Below are 15,024 nucleotides of genomic sequence, written 5' to 3' on the forward strand. Positions count from 1 at the left end.
GCCGCAAGCGCCCGCAGGCTGTCACGAACGACGGCTCACTCGGCCAGCAGGCGCGCCGGGGACAGCATTTCGGCGGTGAGGCCATGGCGGGTGAGGTGCTCGGGCAGGGCCTCGCGGCGGATCAGCGCGGCGCTGGCCTCGCCCATCGCCGCCGAGGTCTGGATGCCATAGCCGCCTTGCCCTGCGACCCAGTACAGGTCGGGCGTGGCCGGGTCATAGCCGGACACCAGGTCGCCATCGGCGAAGAACGAACGCAGGCCCGCCCAGGTGTGGCTCGGGCGGCGGATGCTGAGGGTGGTGTGCTCCTCGATCTGGTAGATGCCCAGGGCGATGTCCAGCTCTTCGGGCTGCACGTCGTGGGGCTCCACCGGGTCGGCGTTGGCCGGCGAGCCGAGCAGCATGCCGGCGTCGGGCTTGAAGTAGAAGGATTCATCCAGGCTCACCAGCACCGGCCAGGCGTGGCTGTCGACACCCTCCGGCGGGCTGAACAGGAAGGCGGCGCGGCGCTTGGGCGTGAGGCCAAGGGGAGTGGCGCCGGCCAGTTCGGCGATCTTGTCGGACCAGCTGCCAGCGGCGTTGACCAGCACCGGCGCTCGGTAGGTCTGCTGTGCGCAGCGCACTTCCCAGGCGTCGTCGATGCGACTGATCTCCAGGGCTTCGCTGTCCAGCTGCACGCTGCCGCCGTTGCGGCGGATGCCGCGCAGATAGCCCTGCAGCAGGCCGTCGGTGTCGATATCGGCGGCGCTGGGGTCGAGCATCGCACCGTGGACTTTCTCGCGGCGCAGCACCGGGACGATGGCGCAGGCTTCGTCGGCATCCAGCAGGCGCATTTCCGGCACGCTGTCGCGGGCGCTGGCGAACTGGCGCTGGAGCTCTTCCGGGTTGCCTTCGAAGTCCACGGTCATCTCCCCGCGCGGGGTGAGGATCGGGTGTTCGGCGAAGCCCTCGGGCGGGTTGTCGAAGAAGGCGCGGCTGGCGGCGGTGAGGGCGCGCACCTGCGGCGTGCCATAGGCGACGGTGTAGAGCGCTGCCGAGCGGCCGGTGGAGTGGTAGCCGGCGTGGGACTCGCGCTCCAGCACGGCGACCTTGCCGTGACGGGAGAGGAAATAACCGGTGGAGGCGCCGGCGATGCCGCCGCCAATGATGAGGAAGTCGACTTCGATCATGTTCGTCTCCGGCTCAGGCGTTCTTGCGTTGCAGATGGTAGAGCGCATTGGCCAGGGCGACGTCTTCCAGGCCCAGGCCGATGGAGCGGAAGAAGGCGTGGCGCTGGTAGTCCGGTTTGCCGGCCTGGCCGCTGACCAGTTCCGGCAGGTCGCCACGGATGGCACCGTCCCAGCCGTGCTCGTCGCGGGCCAGGCGCATCTCGCCGGCGGACGCCGGGGTGGTGGCGCGGTAGTCGCAGTACACGTCCATCTGCGCCAGCGACTGCGGTGGCACTTCGTGGGCGCGGGCGACGTTGGTGCTGATGGAGGTGATCAGCGCCGGCTTGGTCAGGATCGCCGGATCGAGCACCGGGGTGCCGGAGGAGGTGCACAGCAGCACCACGTCGGCGTCGGCCACGGCGGCTTCGACACTGGTGGCCGGTTCGGCGCGGGAATCGATGGCGCCGAACTGGGCCAGCACGCCAGCGCTCAGGTTCGGCGAGTAGACGCGGATGCTCTGCCAGTCACGCAGGCCGGCCGCGTAGCGCAGGTGTGCACGGGCGACCGGGCCGCTGCCGACGATGGCCAGACGCCTGGCGTCCGGGCGGGCCAGCTCCTGCACCGCCAGGGCGGTGGTGGCGGCGGTGCGCGCGGTGGTCAGGCTGCCGGCGTCGCACAGCAGCAGCGGCTGGCCGCTGTCCATGGACATCAGCAGGCTCCATGCGGTGACCAGCGACTTGGGCTGGCGCACGATGTACGGCGATGTCTTCACGCCGTAGACCTTCTGCGAGGCCAGCACGCCCAGGTAGTTGATGAAGTCGCCACCGCCGTTGGGGAACTCCACCAGTTGCTGTGCCGGCTGCACGGCGCTGCCAGCGGCCAGCTCGACGAACATGTCGCGCATCGCCTGGAGCACGTCGACCTGTGCCAGCAGGCGTTCGGCGTCAGCCTGGTTGAGGGTGAAAGGCGTGGCGGCGGACATGGTGAGACTCCAGGTGTGGATTTATTTTTCCATTCTGGACTCTATTGTCTTGATCGGCAAGGGTAGGTGGTCGGGTGGTGTATGCGTTTTCGCGGGGCTCAAACCGGTAGTGCTGGCCTGTAGGAGCGCCCCATGGGCCCGCTCCTACAGGGAATGACGCAACTTACAGCTTGAACTGCGCCACCAGTTCTTCCTGGCTGCCGGCCACGCGGCGCAGGTGCTCGCCGCAGTCGCGGGTGTGCGCGGCGGTCTTGCGGTTTTCCACGGTCATGTCGCTCAGGCGGTGCATGTGCTGGTTCACTTCCTGGGTCGTGGCGGCCTGCTGTTCGGCGGCGGCGGCGATCTGGAAGGCCATGGCATGCACGCCCTGCAGCGAATCATCCAGCGCGCCGAGGGCTTCCAGCACGGCCTGGGTGTCCTGCTCCAGGGTATGGGCCTGTTCGCTGGCGCCGCTCATGCTCGACTGCGCCTGGACGGAGGAGTCGCCCAGGCTGCCGACGATGGCGACGATCTCGTCGGTAGCGCTGCGGGTGCGCTGGGCCAGGCTGCGCACCTCGTCGGCGACCACGGCGAACCCCCGACCCGCCTCACCGGCGCGGGCGGCTTCGATGGCGGCGTTGAGGGCAAGCAGGTTGGTCTGTTCGGCGATGGAGCGGATCACGTCCAGCACCGAGCCGATCTGCTGGCTCTCGCCGGCCAGGGTCTGCACCACGCCATCGGCCTGGCGCAGGCCGACCAGCAGTTGGTCCTGGCGGCCAATCATGTGTTGCAGGGTGCCCTGCATGGCGACGAAGGCCTGTCGCGCGGCGGCGCTGCCGTCTGCACTGCGGCTGGCGCTGCCGGCGATTTCCTGCACGGTGGCGGCCATCTGGTCGACGGCACTGACCACCATTTCCAGCGCTTCCTGCTGCTGGTCGAGGTGATGGCTGGTGCGCCCGGCGGCGTCGAGGATGTCGCCGCTGGCGTCACCCACGGCCTCGCTGGCCTGGCGCAGACGCTCGACCACCTGGCGCCAGGCCGTGGTCATCTCGCGCAGGGCCTGCATCAGGCCGCTGCTGGCGCTGGCGTCGTCGCTCAGGCGCAGCTCGCCGCTGGCCAGGCGCTGGGCCAGGGCGGCCATGCTGGCCGGCTCGCCACCCAGCGGGCGCATCACGCTGCGGCTGACCAGCCAGGTGCCGGCGGCGACGCCGAACAGGGTCAGCACGCCGAGCACGAGGATCTGCCACATCAGCTTGCGCACCGGGGCGAAGGCCTGGTCCTGGTCCATTTCCGCCACCAGCGCCCAGTGCAGGCCGTCCAGGTTCAGCGGGACGAAGGACTTGAGCGCCGGCTCGTTGCTCAGGCCCGTCTCGGAAAGACGACCCTGCTCGCCGGCCAGGGCTTTCTCGATGGCCTGGCCGGGCAGGGCGGTGGGGCTTTCCTTGTCGCGGCGTACGTGGTGATCGGCAAAGCGCACCGAGTCCGAGCGCAGGCTGCCGTCGCCGCCGACCAGGTAGGTCTCGCCGTCGTCGCCCAGGCCCTGGCGGTTCTGCATCACTTCGTTGATCGAGGCGAGCGGCAGTTCCAGCACCAGCAGCAGTTGCAGCTTGCCATTGTCCTTGATCGGCGCGGCCAGCCATTGCACCGGCTGCTGGTCGTTGGGCGCCTGCTCCAGGTCGCTGATGCTGGCCTTGCCGCTGTCCAGCGCCTTGCGGATGAACTGGCCGAACGGCGTGTCGCGCCACTGCGGATCGCCGATGTTCTGCTGGTAGTCGACGCCACGGCCGAGGCTGAACACCACCTTGCCGTCGCCGGCCACCAGACGCAGTTCGCGGTAGCCGAAGGTCTTGATGAAGTTCTCGAACACCGGGCGGTCGTAGTTGGCGGTGGTCACCAGGGACTCGCTGTCCAGACCCGCGTAGTTGCTGCCCAGGTTGGTGGCGAGGCTGCTGAGCTGGTCGTTACGGGCCTTCCAGGCGTCCATCAGCTGCCGCTGCTTGATGCTGGCGACCGCCTCCAGGGCGTTCAGGCTTTGTTCTTCGAGGGCACGGCTGGCCTGGAGATAGACCACGATGGCCATCACCAGCACGGGGATCAGGCCGACCGAGAGGAAACTCAGAGCAAGTTTGGCGCGCAAGGGCATGGGAGGATTCCGACGAGTTCTTGGAATTGTTCTCGCGTGCTTTGCAAGAAGCGTGCGAATTTTTTTACGTCTGTAAATAAAACTGAGCAGAAACGGCCGGGGGCAGGCCTATTGCGCGGATAATGGCGCGTGGCCATTGTTTGCGGGGGGATGCCGCACGGTCGTCCCAGCGGGTCCGGCAGGAGGAATGGCAGGCTCTAGGAAAGGGAATTCGTCACCCGCGGTAACGCCGGTGGAAACAAAAAAGGCGAAGCCATGTGGCTTCGCCTTCTTCTGGTGCAACAAGCGATCAGTGCTTGCGCGGTACCGGCTTGAGCAGCTCGGTGGGCGGCATTTCGCAGTTGATCTTGCGGCCCAGCAGTTCCTCGATCGGCGGCAGGGCGAAGGCATCGTCCTCGCCGGCGAAGCTGATGGAGGTGCCGGTACTGCCGGCGCGGCCGGTACGGCCGATGCGGTGCACGTAGTCGTCCGGGTCTTCGGGCAGGGTGAAGTTGATCACGTGGCTGATGCCGTCGACGTGGATGCCGCGGCCGGCGACGTCGGTGGCGACCAGGACGCGGATCTTGCCTTCACGGAAGCCTTCCAGGACCTTGATGCGCTTGTGCTGCGGCACGTCGCCGGACATCTGGGCGGCGCTGATGCCGTCCTTGGTCAGGCGTTCCTCGATGCGACGCACCTCGTCCTTGCGGTTGGCGAAGACCATCACGCGGGTCCAGTCGTTCTGCGCGATCAGGTTGTACAGCAGCTTGTACTTGTCGCTGCCGGCAACGGCATAGACGTGCTGCTCGACGGTATCGCTGGCGACGTTTTCCGGCTCGATCTCGACGATGGCCGGGTCGACGGTCCACTGCTTGGCCAGGTTCATCACGTCGTCGGTGAAGGTGGCGGAGAACAGCAGGGTCTGGCGCTCGCCCTTGTACGGGGTCTGGCGGATGATCTGGCGGACCTGCGGGATGAAGCCCATGTCGAGCATGCGGTCGGCTTCGTCCAGCACCATCACCTCGACCATGTCCAGGTGCACCTCGCCGCGCTGGTTGAAGTCCAGCAGGCGGCCGGGGGTGGCGACCAGGATGTCGCAGAAGCGCGATTCCAGGGTCTTGAGCTGCTTGTCGAAGTCCATGCCGCCGACGAAGCTCATGACATTCAGGCCGGTGTACTTGGCCAGGCCGAGGGCGTCGTTGGCGATCTGCACCACCAGCTCGCGGGTCGGCGCGATGATCAGCGCACGCGGCTCGCCCATGTAGCGCTCTTTGGGCGGCGGGGTCTGCAGCAGCTGGGTGATGATCGAGATGAGGAACGCGGCGGTCTTGCCGGTGCCGGTCTGGGCGCGGCCGATGGCGTCCTGGCCACGCAGGGTGAAGCCCAGCACCTGTGCCTGGATCGGCGTGCAGTACGGGAAGCCCAGGTCATGGATGGCGTGCATCAGGCGCGGGTCGAGGTTGAAGTCGTGGAAGCGCGTCTTGCCTTCGGCCGGCTCGACCACGAAGTCTTCCAGCTTCCAGTTGTCCACCACCGGCGGGCGCGGCTTGCGCTCGCGGGGCTTGTCGGCACCCTCGGCCTTGGCATGCTCCTGCTTCGGCGCGTGCTCGCGTTTTTCGCCGCGTTCGCCTTTGTCGGAACGCTCGGCGCGGGGTTTGTCGCTTTTCGGACCGCGGGCCGGCTTCTCGCCGTTGTCGCCTTCGGGGCGCGGATTGCGCGGTTTGCGCGGACGCTTTTCGCCGCTCGGGGCGGGCTGGGAGGCAGCGGGTGCGGGGGCTGCCGGCGTGGTGACGGGCTGCTCGCCATCACCCTTGCTGAAGATTTTCTTGAGTGCTTTGAGCACGTTGGTCTCGTACTGGTTAAGGAATGAACGGCCGCCAGTGTAATGCAAGATGCCCGCAGGGCGAAGTGCCACGGGCATTCTGCCTATTGACTTGGGCTACGGAAGGTTCTCCAGCAGCAGCCGGCGGACGTTTCCGCCCATGATGGCGGCGATGTCCTGGTCGCTGAAGCCGGCTTTCGCCAGGCCTTGCGTCAGTTGCGCGAGGCCGGTGGTGTCGAAGGGCGCATTCACCGCGCCGTCGAAGTCCGAACCCAGCGCCACGTGCTCGACGCCTACCTTGTCGGCGGCGTAGCGCATGGCCTTGACGATGGCCTCCACCGAGGTTTCGCAGACCGCGCCGTCCCAGTAACCGATGCCGATCACCCCACCCGTGTTGGCGATGCCGCGCAGGTGGGCGTCGGTCAGGTTGCGCGGGCCGGGGCAGGTACCGGCGACGCCGGTGTGGGAAACGATCACCGGGCGCCTGGCGATGGCCAGCACGTCGTCGATCAGCGGGCGCGAGGCGTGGGCCAGGTCGATCAGCATTTTCTTGTCTTCCAGGCGCGGGATGACCTCGCGGCCGAACGCGGTCAGGCCGCCTTTTTTCAGACCGTGGGCGGAGCCGCCGACTTCGTTGTCGAAGAAATGGGTCAGCCCCATGATGCGGAAGCCCGCGTCGTACATGCGGTCGATGTTCTCGAGCTTGCCTTCGAGCGGATGCAGGCCTTCGGTGGCGAGCACGGCGGCGAGCTGCTTCGGGTCTTTCTGCCAGGCCGCGAGGTAGCGGGTGAGGTCGTCGCGGCTGCGCACCAGGGTGAGCTTGCCCTGGCTGTCGGCGGCGGCCTTGTCCAGCAGTTCGCCCTGGTAGAGCGCGCGTTCGAGCAGGCTGTTCCAGGTGCGTGCCGGCCAGCGCTGGGCAATGACCAGCGGGGTGATGTTGTCGCTGTCGGCGCTGTTGCTTTCGTAGTTCAGGCCGCGCGGGGTCTTGGTGACGGTGGAGAATACCTGCAGGCCGACATGACCTTCGAGCAGACGTGGCAGGTCGGTGTGGCCGTGGTCGTGGCGGTCCAGCAGGTTGCGGTCCCAGAGCAGGGCGTCGTCGTGCAGGTCGGCGACGAACAGGGTCTGGTGCAGCGCCTGGGCCTGCGACGAGGCGGGGTAGGGTGGCGGGCTGGCCACGGTGTTCATCTTGCGGTCCATGTAGCCCGGCAGGTTGAAGAAGATCCCCAGGCCAACGGCCAGCAGGACGAGCAGGATGATCAGCAGTTTGCGCATGTCAGCTTCCCAGCTTTGTTATTGGTTTTCTTGCTGGGGCGCAATCTAACAGAAGGGCAGGTGAAGGGAAGCGGCCTCAGCCGCAGAGGCAGTTGCGGCCCTTCTGCTTGGCCTGGTAGAGGGCGCCGTCTGCCCGCAGGATCAGGCTCGGCAGGTTTTCCTGGATGTCCATCTCGGCCAGCCCCAGGGACACGGTGACGCCGGGCAGCACGCCCACCGGCGAGTAGAAGGAGGCGACCTGCTCCAGGCTCTGGCGCAGGCGATTGCCGATGCGCCGGGCTTCATCGATGGCGATTTCCGGCAGCAGGATGACGAACTCCTCGCCGCCATAGCGCGCCATGCTGTCCTTGGGCCGCAGCTGGCTGCGCAGTGTATGGGCGACCAGGCACAGCGCGTAGTCGCCGGCCAGGTGGCCGTGCTCGTCGTTGTAGTTCTTGAAGTGGTCGACATCGAGCATGAGCATGCACATGGGTTGCTCGTTGAAGGCACAGCGCGTGCTCTCGCGGTCGTAGATGTGCTCCAGCCAGCGCCGGTTGAACAGCCCGGTGAGGGTGTCGATGTTGGCGTTCTGCTCGGTGTCGAGAATGATCCGGTTGCCTTCGCGCACCCGCTCGCAAAGCACCGAGAGAAGGTTCTGCATCACCTGCGGGGAGTGCTCGAACAGGCCGATCAGCGCTTCGCGGTGCAGACGCAGGACGGTGGTCGGTTCGCTGGCGACGACATAGGCCGAAGGATGGTCGCTGTCGATGAAGCTGATCTCGCCGGCGCAGTCACCCGGATGCAGGGTGCTTACCGGCTGGTTGTCCAGCGACCCCAGGTACACCGTCAGGTGCCCGGAGAGGACCATATAAAGGAAGTGGTTGCGGTTGAAGGGCGACAGCAGGATTTCGCCGCGCTCCAGTTCGCAGGCGCGGAAATCCTTGAGCAGCTGCTGCAGGTTGGCCGCGGCCACGTTCTGGAACAGGCGCAAGTGCTGGAGTTGGCGGATGTCCTCTTTCCACTGCGCGGCTTTCATGGCGCGGCGGACGTCGGGTAGCGGCTGATGATGTGCACGACTGACTCTCCCTGTAGTCCTCTTCGCACATTGAGCCATCAGTATTAGTCAGATTTGACTACTGGCAATTCGCATCCAGACCCGGCCGACCGGCGGTCGGCCGGGTGTTTCATCAGTGTTCCAGCAGCTCCACGTGCACTGCGTAACCGCCCAGACGGTCGGCCAGGGCGGCGCGTGAGTCTAGGTCGAGGCCGCCAACGAAAAGACGTGCTTTCTGACCAAAGCGGTCATCGGCGATCACCTCGATGCGCGGTGCCGGGGACAGGTGCCGGGTCTCGTCCTCGAGCACGCGACGAATGGCATCCAGGCGCAGCGCCGGCTTGAAGGTCTTGCCCACCGCGGTGACCGGGATGGCGTCCAGCAGCCAGACGTCCTTGGGTACTGCGGCGCGCTCGGGCACGTGCTGCGCGGCGTGTTCCAGCAGTTCCGCTTCGCTCGCCTGCATGCCCGGCTTGAGCTGGATGTACACCACCGGCAGCTCGCCGGCCTTCAGGCACGGCTTGCCCACGGCGGCGGCCATGGCCACGGCGGGGTGGCGGTGCAGGGCTTCCTCGATCATCTGCGGGTCGATGTTGTGCCCGCCCCGGATGATCAGGTCCTTGCTGCGGCCGGTGAGCCAGATGTAGCCGTCGGCGTCGATGCGGCCCAGGTCGCCGGTGTTGAACCAGTCGCCGTCGACCCAGATGTCCTTGTTCTTGCTGGCCTGCAGGTAGCCCTTGAAGACGGTGGGGCCGCGCAGGCAGATGTTGCCGATCTCGTCCACGGCCGCGTCGCGCAGGTACTGGCCGTCGCCGTCGAGGACCACCGATTTCAGCTCGCAGTAGGGCAGGCGCAGGCCGATGGAGCCGGGCCGACGCTCGCCGCCGCGCGGGTTGCAGCTGGTGCCGCAGGTGCCTTCGGTCATGCCGTAGCCTTCGATGACCTTCAGGCCGGTCTTCGCCTCGAACTGGCGGATCAGCTCCACCGGCATGGGCGCAGCGCCGCACAGGGCGAAGCGCAGGCTGGAGAGGTCGCGACCCTCGCTGGGCACCTGGAGCAGGGCGGCGTAGATGGTCGGCACGCCGCTGAAGCTGGTGACCTTGTAGCGCTCCACCAGCTTCCAGAAGTCCTGGATCAGCGTCGGGTTGCGATAGCCCTGGGTACCGGCGAGCAGTACCTCGCCGCCGCGCATGAAGGGCGCAAGGCCGGTGACCATCACGCCGTTGACGTGGAATAGCGGCAGGCCGCAGAGCAGCACGTCGTTGCCGTCGTAGTCGGAGTTCAGGCCCATGATCTCGGCCATCGCCACTTCGTTGAAATGGCTGTGCGGCGCAAGCTTGGGCGTGCCGGTGGTGCCGCCGGTGTGGAAGTAGGAAGCGACTTCGTCCGGGCCGATCACACGGCCGCTTTCCAAGTGGTCCGCCGGGCACTGGGCGAGCAGTTCGTCGAAGTCCAGCACGCCTTCGGGCAGCGCGTCGCGAGCGGCCTTGATCGCCGAGCGCTGTGGCTCGGGCAGCAGGTTGGCGATGTCGACGGTGACGATGGCGTTCAATTCCGGCAGGTGCTCGCGCAGGCCGGCGACCTTGTTCCAGAGATCGGTGCCCGGGAAGGGCGCCAGCGTCACCAGCACGCGCGAATCGGCGGCGCGCACCAGTTCGGCGATGTGCTCGGGATCGAGCAACGGGTTGATCGCGTTGACGATCCCCGCCGCTTCGCCGCCCCAGATCACGTAGTGGGTCTGCGGCAGGTTGGGAAGCAGGAACGACACCGCGGTGCCCGGCCGCACGCCAAGGCGATGGAAGGCATTCGCCGCCTGGGTGACGCGGGCGAACAGCTGCTCGTAGCTGACCTTGACCGGTTCCTCCGCCGCCGAACCCTGCAGCAGGAAGCTCAGGGCGGTGGACGGGCCATACTGCTGCGCCGAACGGCGTAGCAGTTCATAGGTGTTGGGCGGCAGGTCGCGGTCTTGCAGGGGGACCTGTTCCAGGGCTTCGACGTCACGCAGGCTGCTGATCGGGGCGTTCATGCTTCTTCTTGTTCTCCGCAGGGTCAGGGGATCACAGGCGCTCCCGCAGCCAGGCGCCGATATCGCCAAGTTCCTCATTGCTCACTTCGTGGCTCATCGGGTAGGTGCGCCACTGGGCGGGCACCTCGTTGGCCTGCAGGAAGTCGTAGGCGGCGCGGCCCATGGCCGGCGTCACCACGTCATCGAAAGTGCCATGCAGGCAGAGGGCGGACAGTTGTCTTTTTGTAGCGGGCAGCTTTATGTCGTCACTGAATGTCGGGCCATAGGTGGAGAGGGCCATGACCCCGCCCAGTTCGCCGTCCCAGCGCAGGTAGCCGGTGTGCAGCACCACCGCGCCGCCCTGGGAGAAGCCGGCAAGGATGATGCGTCCGGGCGCAATGCCCTGGTCGATCTGCCCCTGGATCAGCGCGATCACGCTGTCGGCCGAGGCTTCCAGCTGCGCGTCGTCGATGGCGCGGGCCGGGGCCATGGCGAGGATGTCGTACCAGCTGGGCGCGGGCATGCCGTTGAACACGGTGACCGGGCGGGTCGGCGCCTGGGGCAGGATGAAGCGTGTCGAGGTGAAGCTGCGCTGCAGCATCTGTGCTACCGGCTCGAAGTCGTAACGGTCGGCGCCCAGGCCGTGCAACCAAATGACGCAGGAGTCGGCGCTCTGGCCGGGTTCGAGGATCAGGGGCTGGGTCATGGTGGCTCCAGGATGGGGCAGGCGCTCTAGGAAGGGGCGCTGCGTGGGAAAAAGGGAGGAGGGGCGATGCAAGAAGATGTCGCATGGCCATAACTTGTGGGACTTGACTGCACGAATTTGCACGAACGTTCCTAGGCTGGTACGCCCCTTGCTATCGCTACTGGCAGGCTGTGCGGCCCCACTTCCGGTAACACTCTACCGACCCCATCCGGAAAGCTGTACCGGAAGTGGCGCCGCGACAACCTTGGGCTGCTTCAGGGCCCGCCGCGCCGGCTGCGGTCAACAGCCGGCGCGGCGGGCCTTCGCCTTCACGCAATGATCCCTTGATGACCCGTTCCAGCGTGCAAGACCTGCGCGCTCGAAGGTGTGTTCGCGGCCTGGCGAAGGAATTTTCGTAGGCCGTCTAGACTCACTTTCAGGTCTCCATCCCGTTTGTTGTCTTGCTGGTGCCTCACGAGGGTACGGCGGTGGAACCGGGACTCCAAAACACTAAAAAAGCAACGGAGAAGATCGATGAAGATGGTGAAATCCACCCTGGCAGTGCTGACCACCGCCGCCGTGTTCGGCATCAGCGGCCTCGCGCATGCCGGCGCCACCCTGGATGCAGTGAAGAAGAAAGGCTACGTGCAGTGCGGTATCAGTGACGGTCTTCCCGGCTTCTCGTATGCCGACGCCAAGGGCCAGTACAAGGGCATCGACGTGGATGTCTGCCGCGCCGTGGCGGCGGCCGTGTTCGGCGACTCGACCAAGGTCAAGTACAGCCCGCTGACGGCCAAGGAGCGCTTCACCGCGCTGCAGTCCGGCGAGATCGACATCCTCTCGCGCAACACCACCTGGACCAGCTCCCGCGACAGCGCGATGGGCCTGAACTTCGTCGGCGTGACCTACTACGACGGCCAGGGCTTCCTGGTGAACAAGAAGCTCGGCGTCTCCAGCGCCAAGGAACTCGACGGCGCCACCGTGTGCATCCAGGCCGGCACCACCACCGAGCTCAACCTGTCCGACTATTTCCGCTCCAACAACCTCAAGTACACCCCCATCACCTACGACACCTCCGACGAGAGCGCCAAGTCGCTGGAGTCCGGCCGTTGCGACGTGCTGACCTCCGACCAGTCGCAGCTCTATGCCCAGCGCATCAAGCTGGCGGCGCCGGATGACTACGTGGTGCTGCCCGAAGTGATCTCCAAGGAGCCCCTCGGCCCGGCCGTGCGCCAGGGTGACGAGGAGTGGTTCGACATCGCCCGCTGGACGCTCTTCGCGATGCTCAACGCCGAGGAACTGGGTATCAACTCGAAGAACGTCGAGGAACAGGCCAAGAGCACCAAGAACCCGGACGTCGCGCGCCTGCTCGGCGCCGAGGGTGATTACGGCAAGGACCTCAAGCTGCCCAAGGACTGGGCGGTACAGATCGTCAAGCAAGTGGGTAACTACGGCGAGATCTTCGACCGCAACGTCGGTGACGGCAGCGACCTGAAGATCAAGCGTGGCCTCAACGCCCAGTGGAACAAGGGTGGTCTGCAGTACGCACCGCCGGTGCGCTGACCTGACCCGCTCCGGCGCCCGGAGTGTGGGCGCCGGACTGTTTCGAACGACGTGAAGCCTCCGGGTGGTCACGGGCTTGGCCCGTGGTCGCCCGGCGCGCTTCCGAGAGGGCTTACATGCAGAATTCCGTCAAGGCCCAGCGTCCGCGGGGGGTATCGCTCAACGATCCCGTCGTGCGCGGCTGGGCATTCCAGGTCATAGCCGTCATCTTCGTCGTGGCGGTCGGCTGGTTCCTCTTCGACAACACCCAGACCAACCTCGCCCACCGTGGCATCCAGTCCGGTTTCGGCTTCCTCGACCACAGCGCCGGCTTCGGCATCTCCCAGCACCTGATCGACTACAGCGAAAGCGACACCTACGGACGGGTGTTCATGGTCGGCCTGCTTAACACGCTGCTGGTCACGGTGATCGGCATCGTCTTCGCCACCATCCTTGGCTTCATCCTCGGCGTGGCGCGGTTGTCGCCCAACTGGCTGATCCGCAAGCTGGCGACCCTGTACATCGAGACCTTCCGCAACATCCCGCCGCTGCTGCAGATCTTCTTCTGGTACTTCGCCGTGCTCGGCCCGCTGCCGAACCCGCGGCAGAGCATCAGCTTCGGCGACCTGTTCTTCATCAACAACCGCGGCCTGCAGATGCCCGCGCCGATCGCCGCCGACGGCCTCGGCCCGTTCATCGTCGCGGTGATCCTGGCCATCGTCGGCTGGGCGGTGATCTGGAAGTGGGCCAAGGCCCGTCGCCATGCCACTGGCAAGGCCTTCCCGGTGTTCCTCAGTGGCCTGGCTTTGCTGGTCGTGCTGCCGGGGCTGGTGTCGCTGGTGGCCGGCGCGCCGTTCCACTGGGACATGCCGGTGCTGCAGGGCTTCAACTTCCGTGGCGGCTGGGTGGTGATCCCGGAGCTGGTGTCTATCGTGCTCGCGCTGTCGGTCTACACCGCCGCCTTCATCGGCGAGACGGTGCGCGCCGGCATCCAGGCGGTGAGCCACGGCCAGACCGAGGCCGCCGGCTCCCTAGGCCTGCGCCCGGGGCAGACGCTGCGCCTGGTAGTCATCCCGCAGGCGCTGCGGGTGATCATTCCGCCGCTGACCAGCCAGTACCTGAACCTGGCGAAGAACTCCTCGCTGGCCGCTGCCATCGGCTACCCGGACATGGTCTCGCTGTTCGCCGGCACGGTGCTCAACCAGACCGGCCAGGCTATCGAGACCATGGCCATCACCATGAGCGTGTACCTGGCCATCAGTATCAGCATTTCGCTGCTGATGAACTGGTACAACAAGCACATCGCGCTGGTCGAGCGGTAAGGGGATATCCATGACAACTCATACCTTCAAGCCCGACCTGCCGCCCCCCGCGCGCAGCGTCGGCGTGCTCGCCTGGCTGCGCGGCAACCTGTTTTCCAGCTGGTTCAACACCCTGCTGACGCTGGTCGGCCTCTACCTGGTCTGGCTGATCCTGCCGCCGCTGCTGGAGTGGGCGATCATCAAGGCCGACTGGACCGGCGCCACGCGCGCCGACTGCTCCCGCGAAGGCGCCTGCTGGGTGTTCATCGGTTCGCGCTTCGGCCAGTTCATGTACGGCTTCTACCCCGAGGAACTGCGCTGGCGCGTGGACCTCACCGTGCTGTTCGTGGTGTTCGGCGCGGCGCCGCTGTTCCTCAAGCGCTTTGCGTACAAGGTGAAGTACGGCCTGGGCTTCCTCGTGGCGCTGCCGATCGTGGCCTACTGGCTGCTGCACGGCGGCTTCCTCGGCCTGGAAAGCGTGCCGACCAGCGCCTGGGGCGGGCTGATGCTCACCGTGGTGATCGCTGCGGTCGGCATCTGCGGGGCGATGCCGCTGGGCATCCTGCTGGCACTCGGGCGGCGTTCGAAGATGCCGGCGATCAAGGTCATCTGCGTCACCACCATCGAGTTCTGGCGCGGTGTGCCGCTGATCACCGTGCTGTTCATGTCCTCGGTGATGCTGCCGCTGTTCCTGCCCGAGGGGATGAACCTGGACAAGCTGCTGCGCGCGATGGTGATGGTGGTGCTGTTCGAGGCCGCGTACATCGCCGAGGTGGTGCGCGGCGGCATGCAGGCCATTCCGAAAGGTCAGTACGAAGCCGCGGCCGCCATGGGCCTGGGCTACTGGCGGACCATGGGCCTGGTGATCCTGCCGCAGGCGCTCAAGCTGGTGATCCCCGGCATCGTCAACACCTTCATCGCGCTGTTCAAGGACACGAGCCTGGTGATCATCATCGGCCTGTTCGACTTCCTCAACAGCATCAAGCGCGCCACCGCGGACCCGGCCTGGCTGGGCATGGCCACCGAAGGCTATGTGTTCGCCGCGGTCGTCTACTGGATTTTCTGTTTCGGCATGTCCCGCTACTCCATGCACCTGGAGCACAAGCTGGACACGGGCCACAAGCGTTAGGAGC

General features: G+C 66.4%; 11 protein-coding genes. 3 read left to right on the forward strand and 8 right to left on the reverse strand.

What is annotated here, in order from left to right; all coding sequences use genetic code 11:
- Positions 1–35 precede the first annotated feature (35 nt).
- From IB273_RS09780 to IB273_RS09815, 8 genes are all read right to left on the reverse strand, one after another.
- Positions 36–1,166 (reverse strand): NAD(P)/FAD-dependent oxidoreductase, encoded by a 1,131-nt coding sequence (locus IB273_RS09780; RefSeq protein ID WP_192223966.1) that lies wholly within the window; start codon positions 1,164–1,166, stop codon positions 36–38.
- Positions 1,167–1,179: 13 nt separating this feature from the next.
- Complete coding sequence (locus IB273_RS09785; RefSeq protein WP_192223967.1) at positions 1,180–2,127, reverse strand: ornithine cyclodeaminase family protein; 948 nt, start codon at positions 2,125–2,127, stop codon at positions 1,180–1,182.
- A 163-nt stretch (positions 2,128–2,290) separates the two neighbouring features.
- The gene (locus tag IB273_RS09790; RefSeq protein ID WP_192223968.1) at positions 2,291–4,249 is read right to left on the reverse strand and encodes a methyl-accepting chemotaxis protein; all 1,959 of its coding nucleotides are present in this window, start codon (positions 4,247–4,249) and stop codon (positions 2,291–2,293) included.
- A 289-nt stretch (positions 4,250–4,538) separates the two neighbouring features.
- Positions 4,539–6,071 carry an ATP-dependent RNA helicase RhlB gene (gene rhlB, locus IB273_RS09795; protein ID WP_192223969.1) on the reverse strand — a complete coding sequence of 511 codons (1,533 nt, stop codon included), beginning with the start codon at positions 6,069–6,071 and terminating at the stop codon, positions 4,539–4,541.
- Positions 6,072–6,167: 96 nt separating this feature from the next.
- On the reverse strand, positions 6,168–7,325 hold the full coding sequence (locus IB273_RS09800; RefSeq protein WP_192223970.1) for a dipeptidase: 1,158 nt from the start codon (positions 7,323–7,325) through the stop codon (positions 6,168–6,170).
- A gap of 76 nt (positions 7,326–7,401) precedes the next feature.
- Positions 7,402–8,340, reverse strand: coding sequence for a GGDEF domain-containing protein (locus tag IB273_RS09805; RefSeq protein ID WP_081516115.1), 939 nt, complete (start codon positions 8,338–8,340; stop codon positions 7,402–7,404).
- Between the two features lie 151 nt (positions 8,341–8,491).
- The gene (locus IB273_RS09810) at positions 8,492–10,384 is read right to left on the reverse strand and encodes an acyl-CoA synthetase (RefSeq protein WP_192223971.1); all 1,893 of its coding nucleotides are present in this window, start codon (positions 10,382–10,384) and stop codon (positions 8,492–8,494) included.
- A 31-nt stretch (positions 10,385–10,415) separates the two neighbouring features.
- Positions 10,416–11,069: an alpha/beta hydrolase gene (locus IB273_RS09815; RefSeq protein ID WP_192223972.1), complete on the reverse strand. Its 654-nt coding sequence runs from the start codon at positions 11,067–11,069 to the stop codon at positions 10,416–10,418.
- A gap of 513 nt (positions 11,070–11,582) precedes the next feature.
- Here IB273_RS09815 and IB273_RS09820 point away from each other — a divergent pair.
- The 3 genes from IB273_RS09820 (at position 11,583) to IB273_RS09830 (ending at position 15,020) form a co-directional block, all read left to right on the forward strand.
- Positions 11,583–12,611, forward strand: coding sequence for an amino acid ABC transporter substrate-binding protein (locus IB273_RS09820; RefSeq protein ID WP_081516109.1), 1,029 nt, complete (start codon positions 11,583–11,585; stop codon positions 12,609–12,611).
- A gap of 116 nt (positions 12,612–12,727) precedes the next feature.
- On the forward strand, positions 12,728–13,912 hold the full coding sequence (locus IB273_RS09825; protein ID WP_081516107.1) for an amino acid ABC transporter permease: 1,185 nt from the start codon (positions 12,728–12,730) through the stop codon (positions 13,910–13,912).
- 10 nt (positions 13,913–13,922) lie between these two features.
- On the forward strand, positions 13,923–15,020 hold the full coding sequence (locus tag IB273_RS09830; protein ID WP_081516105.1) for an amino acid ABC transporter permease: 1,098 nt from the start codon (positions 13,923–13,925) through the stop codon (positions 15,018–15,020).
- The last annotated feature ends 4 nt before the right edge of the window (positions 15,021–15,024 follow it).

This window comes from Pseudomonas sp. PDM19 (assembly GCF_014852215.1).
GTDB lineage: Bacteria > Pseudomonadota > Gammaproteobacteria > Pseudomonadales > Pseudomonadaceae > Pseudomonas.

What these genes read in the sequence shown, in the direction of transcription:
- IB273_RS09780 (WP_192223966.1), bottom strand. Translation starts at nt 1,166, where the DNA reads ATGATCGAAGTCGACTTCCTCATCATTGGCGGCGGCATCGCCGGCGCC.
- IB273_RS09785 (WP_192223967.1), bottom strand. Translation starts at nt 2,127, where the DNA reads ATGTCCGCCGCCACGCCTTTCACCCTCAACCAGGCTGACGCCGAACGC.
- IB273_RS09790 (WP_192223968.1), bottom strand. Translation starts at nt 4,249, where the DNA reads ATGCCCTTGCGCGCCAAACTTGCTCTGAGTTTCCTCTCGGTCGGCCTG.
- IB273_RS09800 (WP_192223970.1), bottom strand. Translation starts at nt 7,325, where the DNA reads ATGCGCAAACTGCTGATCATCCTGCTCGTCCTGCTGGCCGTTGGCCTG.
- IB273_RS09805 (WP_081516115.1), bottom strand. Translation starts at nt 8,340, where the DNA reads ATGAAAGCCGCGCAGTGGAAAGAGGACATCCGCCAACTCCAGCACTTG.
- IB273_RS09810 (WP_192223971.1), bottom strand. Translation starts at nt 10,384, where the DNA reads ATGAACGCCCCGATCAGCAGCCTGCGTGACGTCGAAGCCCTGGAACAG.
- IB273_RS09815 (WP_192223972.1), bottom strand. Translation starts at nt 11,069, where the DNA reads ATGACCCAGCCCCTGATCCTCGAACCCGGCCAGAGCGCCGACTCCTGC.
- IB273_RS09820 (WP_081516109.1), top strand. Translation starts at nt 11,583, where the DNA reads ATGAAGATGGTGAAATCCACCCTGGCAGTGCTGACCACCGCCGCCGTG.
- IB273_RS09825 (WP_081516107.1), top strand. Translation starts at nt 12,728, where the DNA reads ATGCAGAATTCCGTCAAGGCCCAGCGTCCGCGGGGGGTATCGCTCAAC.
- IB273_RS09830 (WP_081516105.1), top strand. Translation starts at nt 13,923, where the DNA reads ATGACAACTCATACCTTCAAGCCCGACCTGCCGCCCCCCGCGCGCAGC.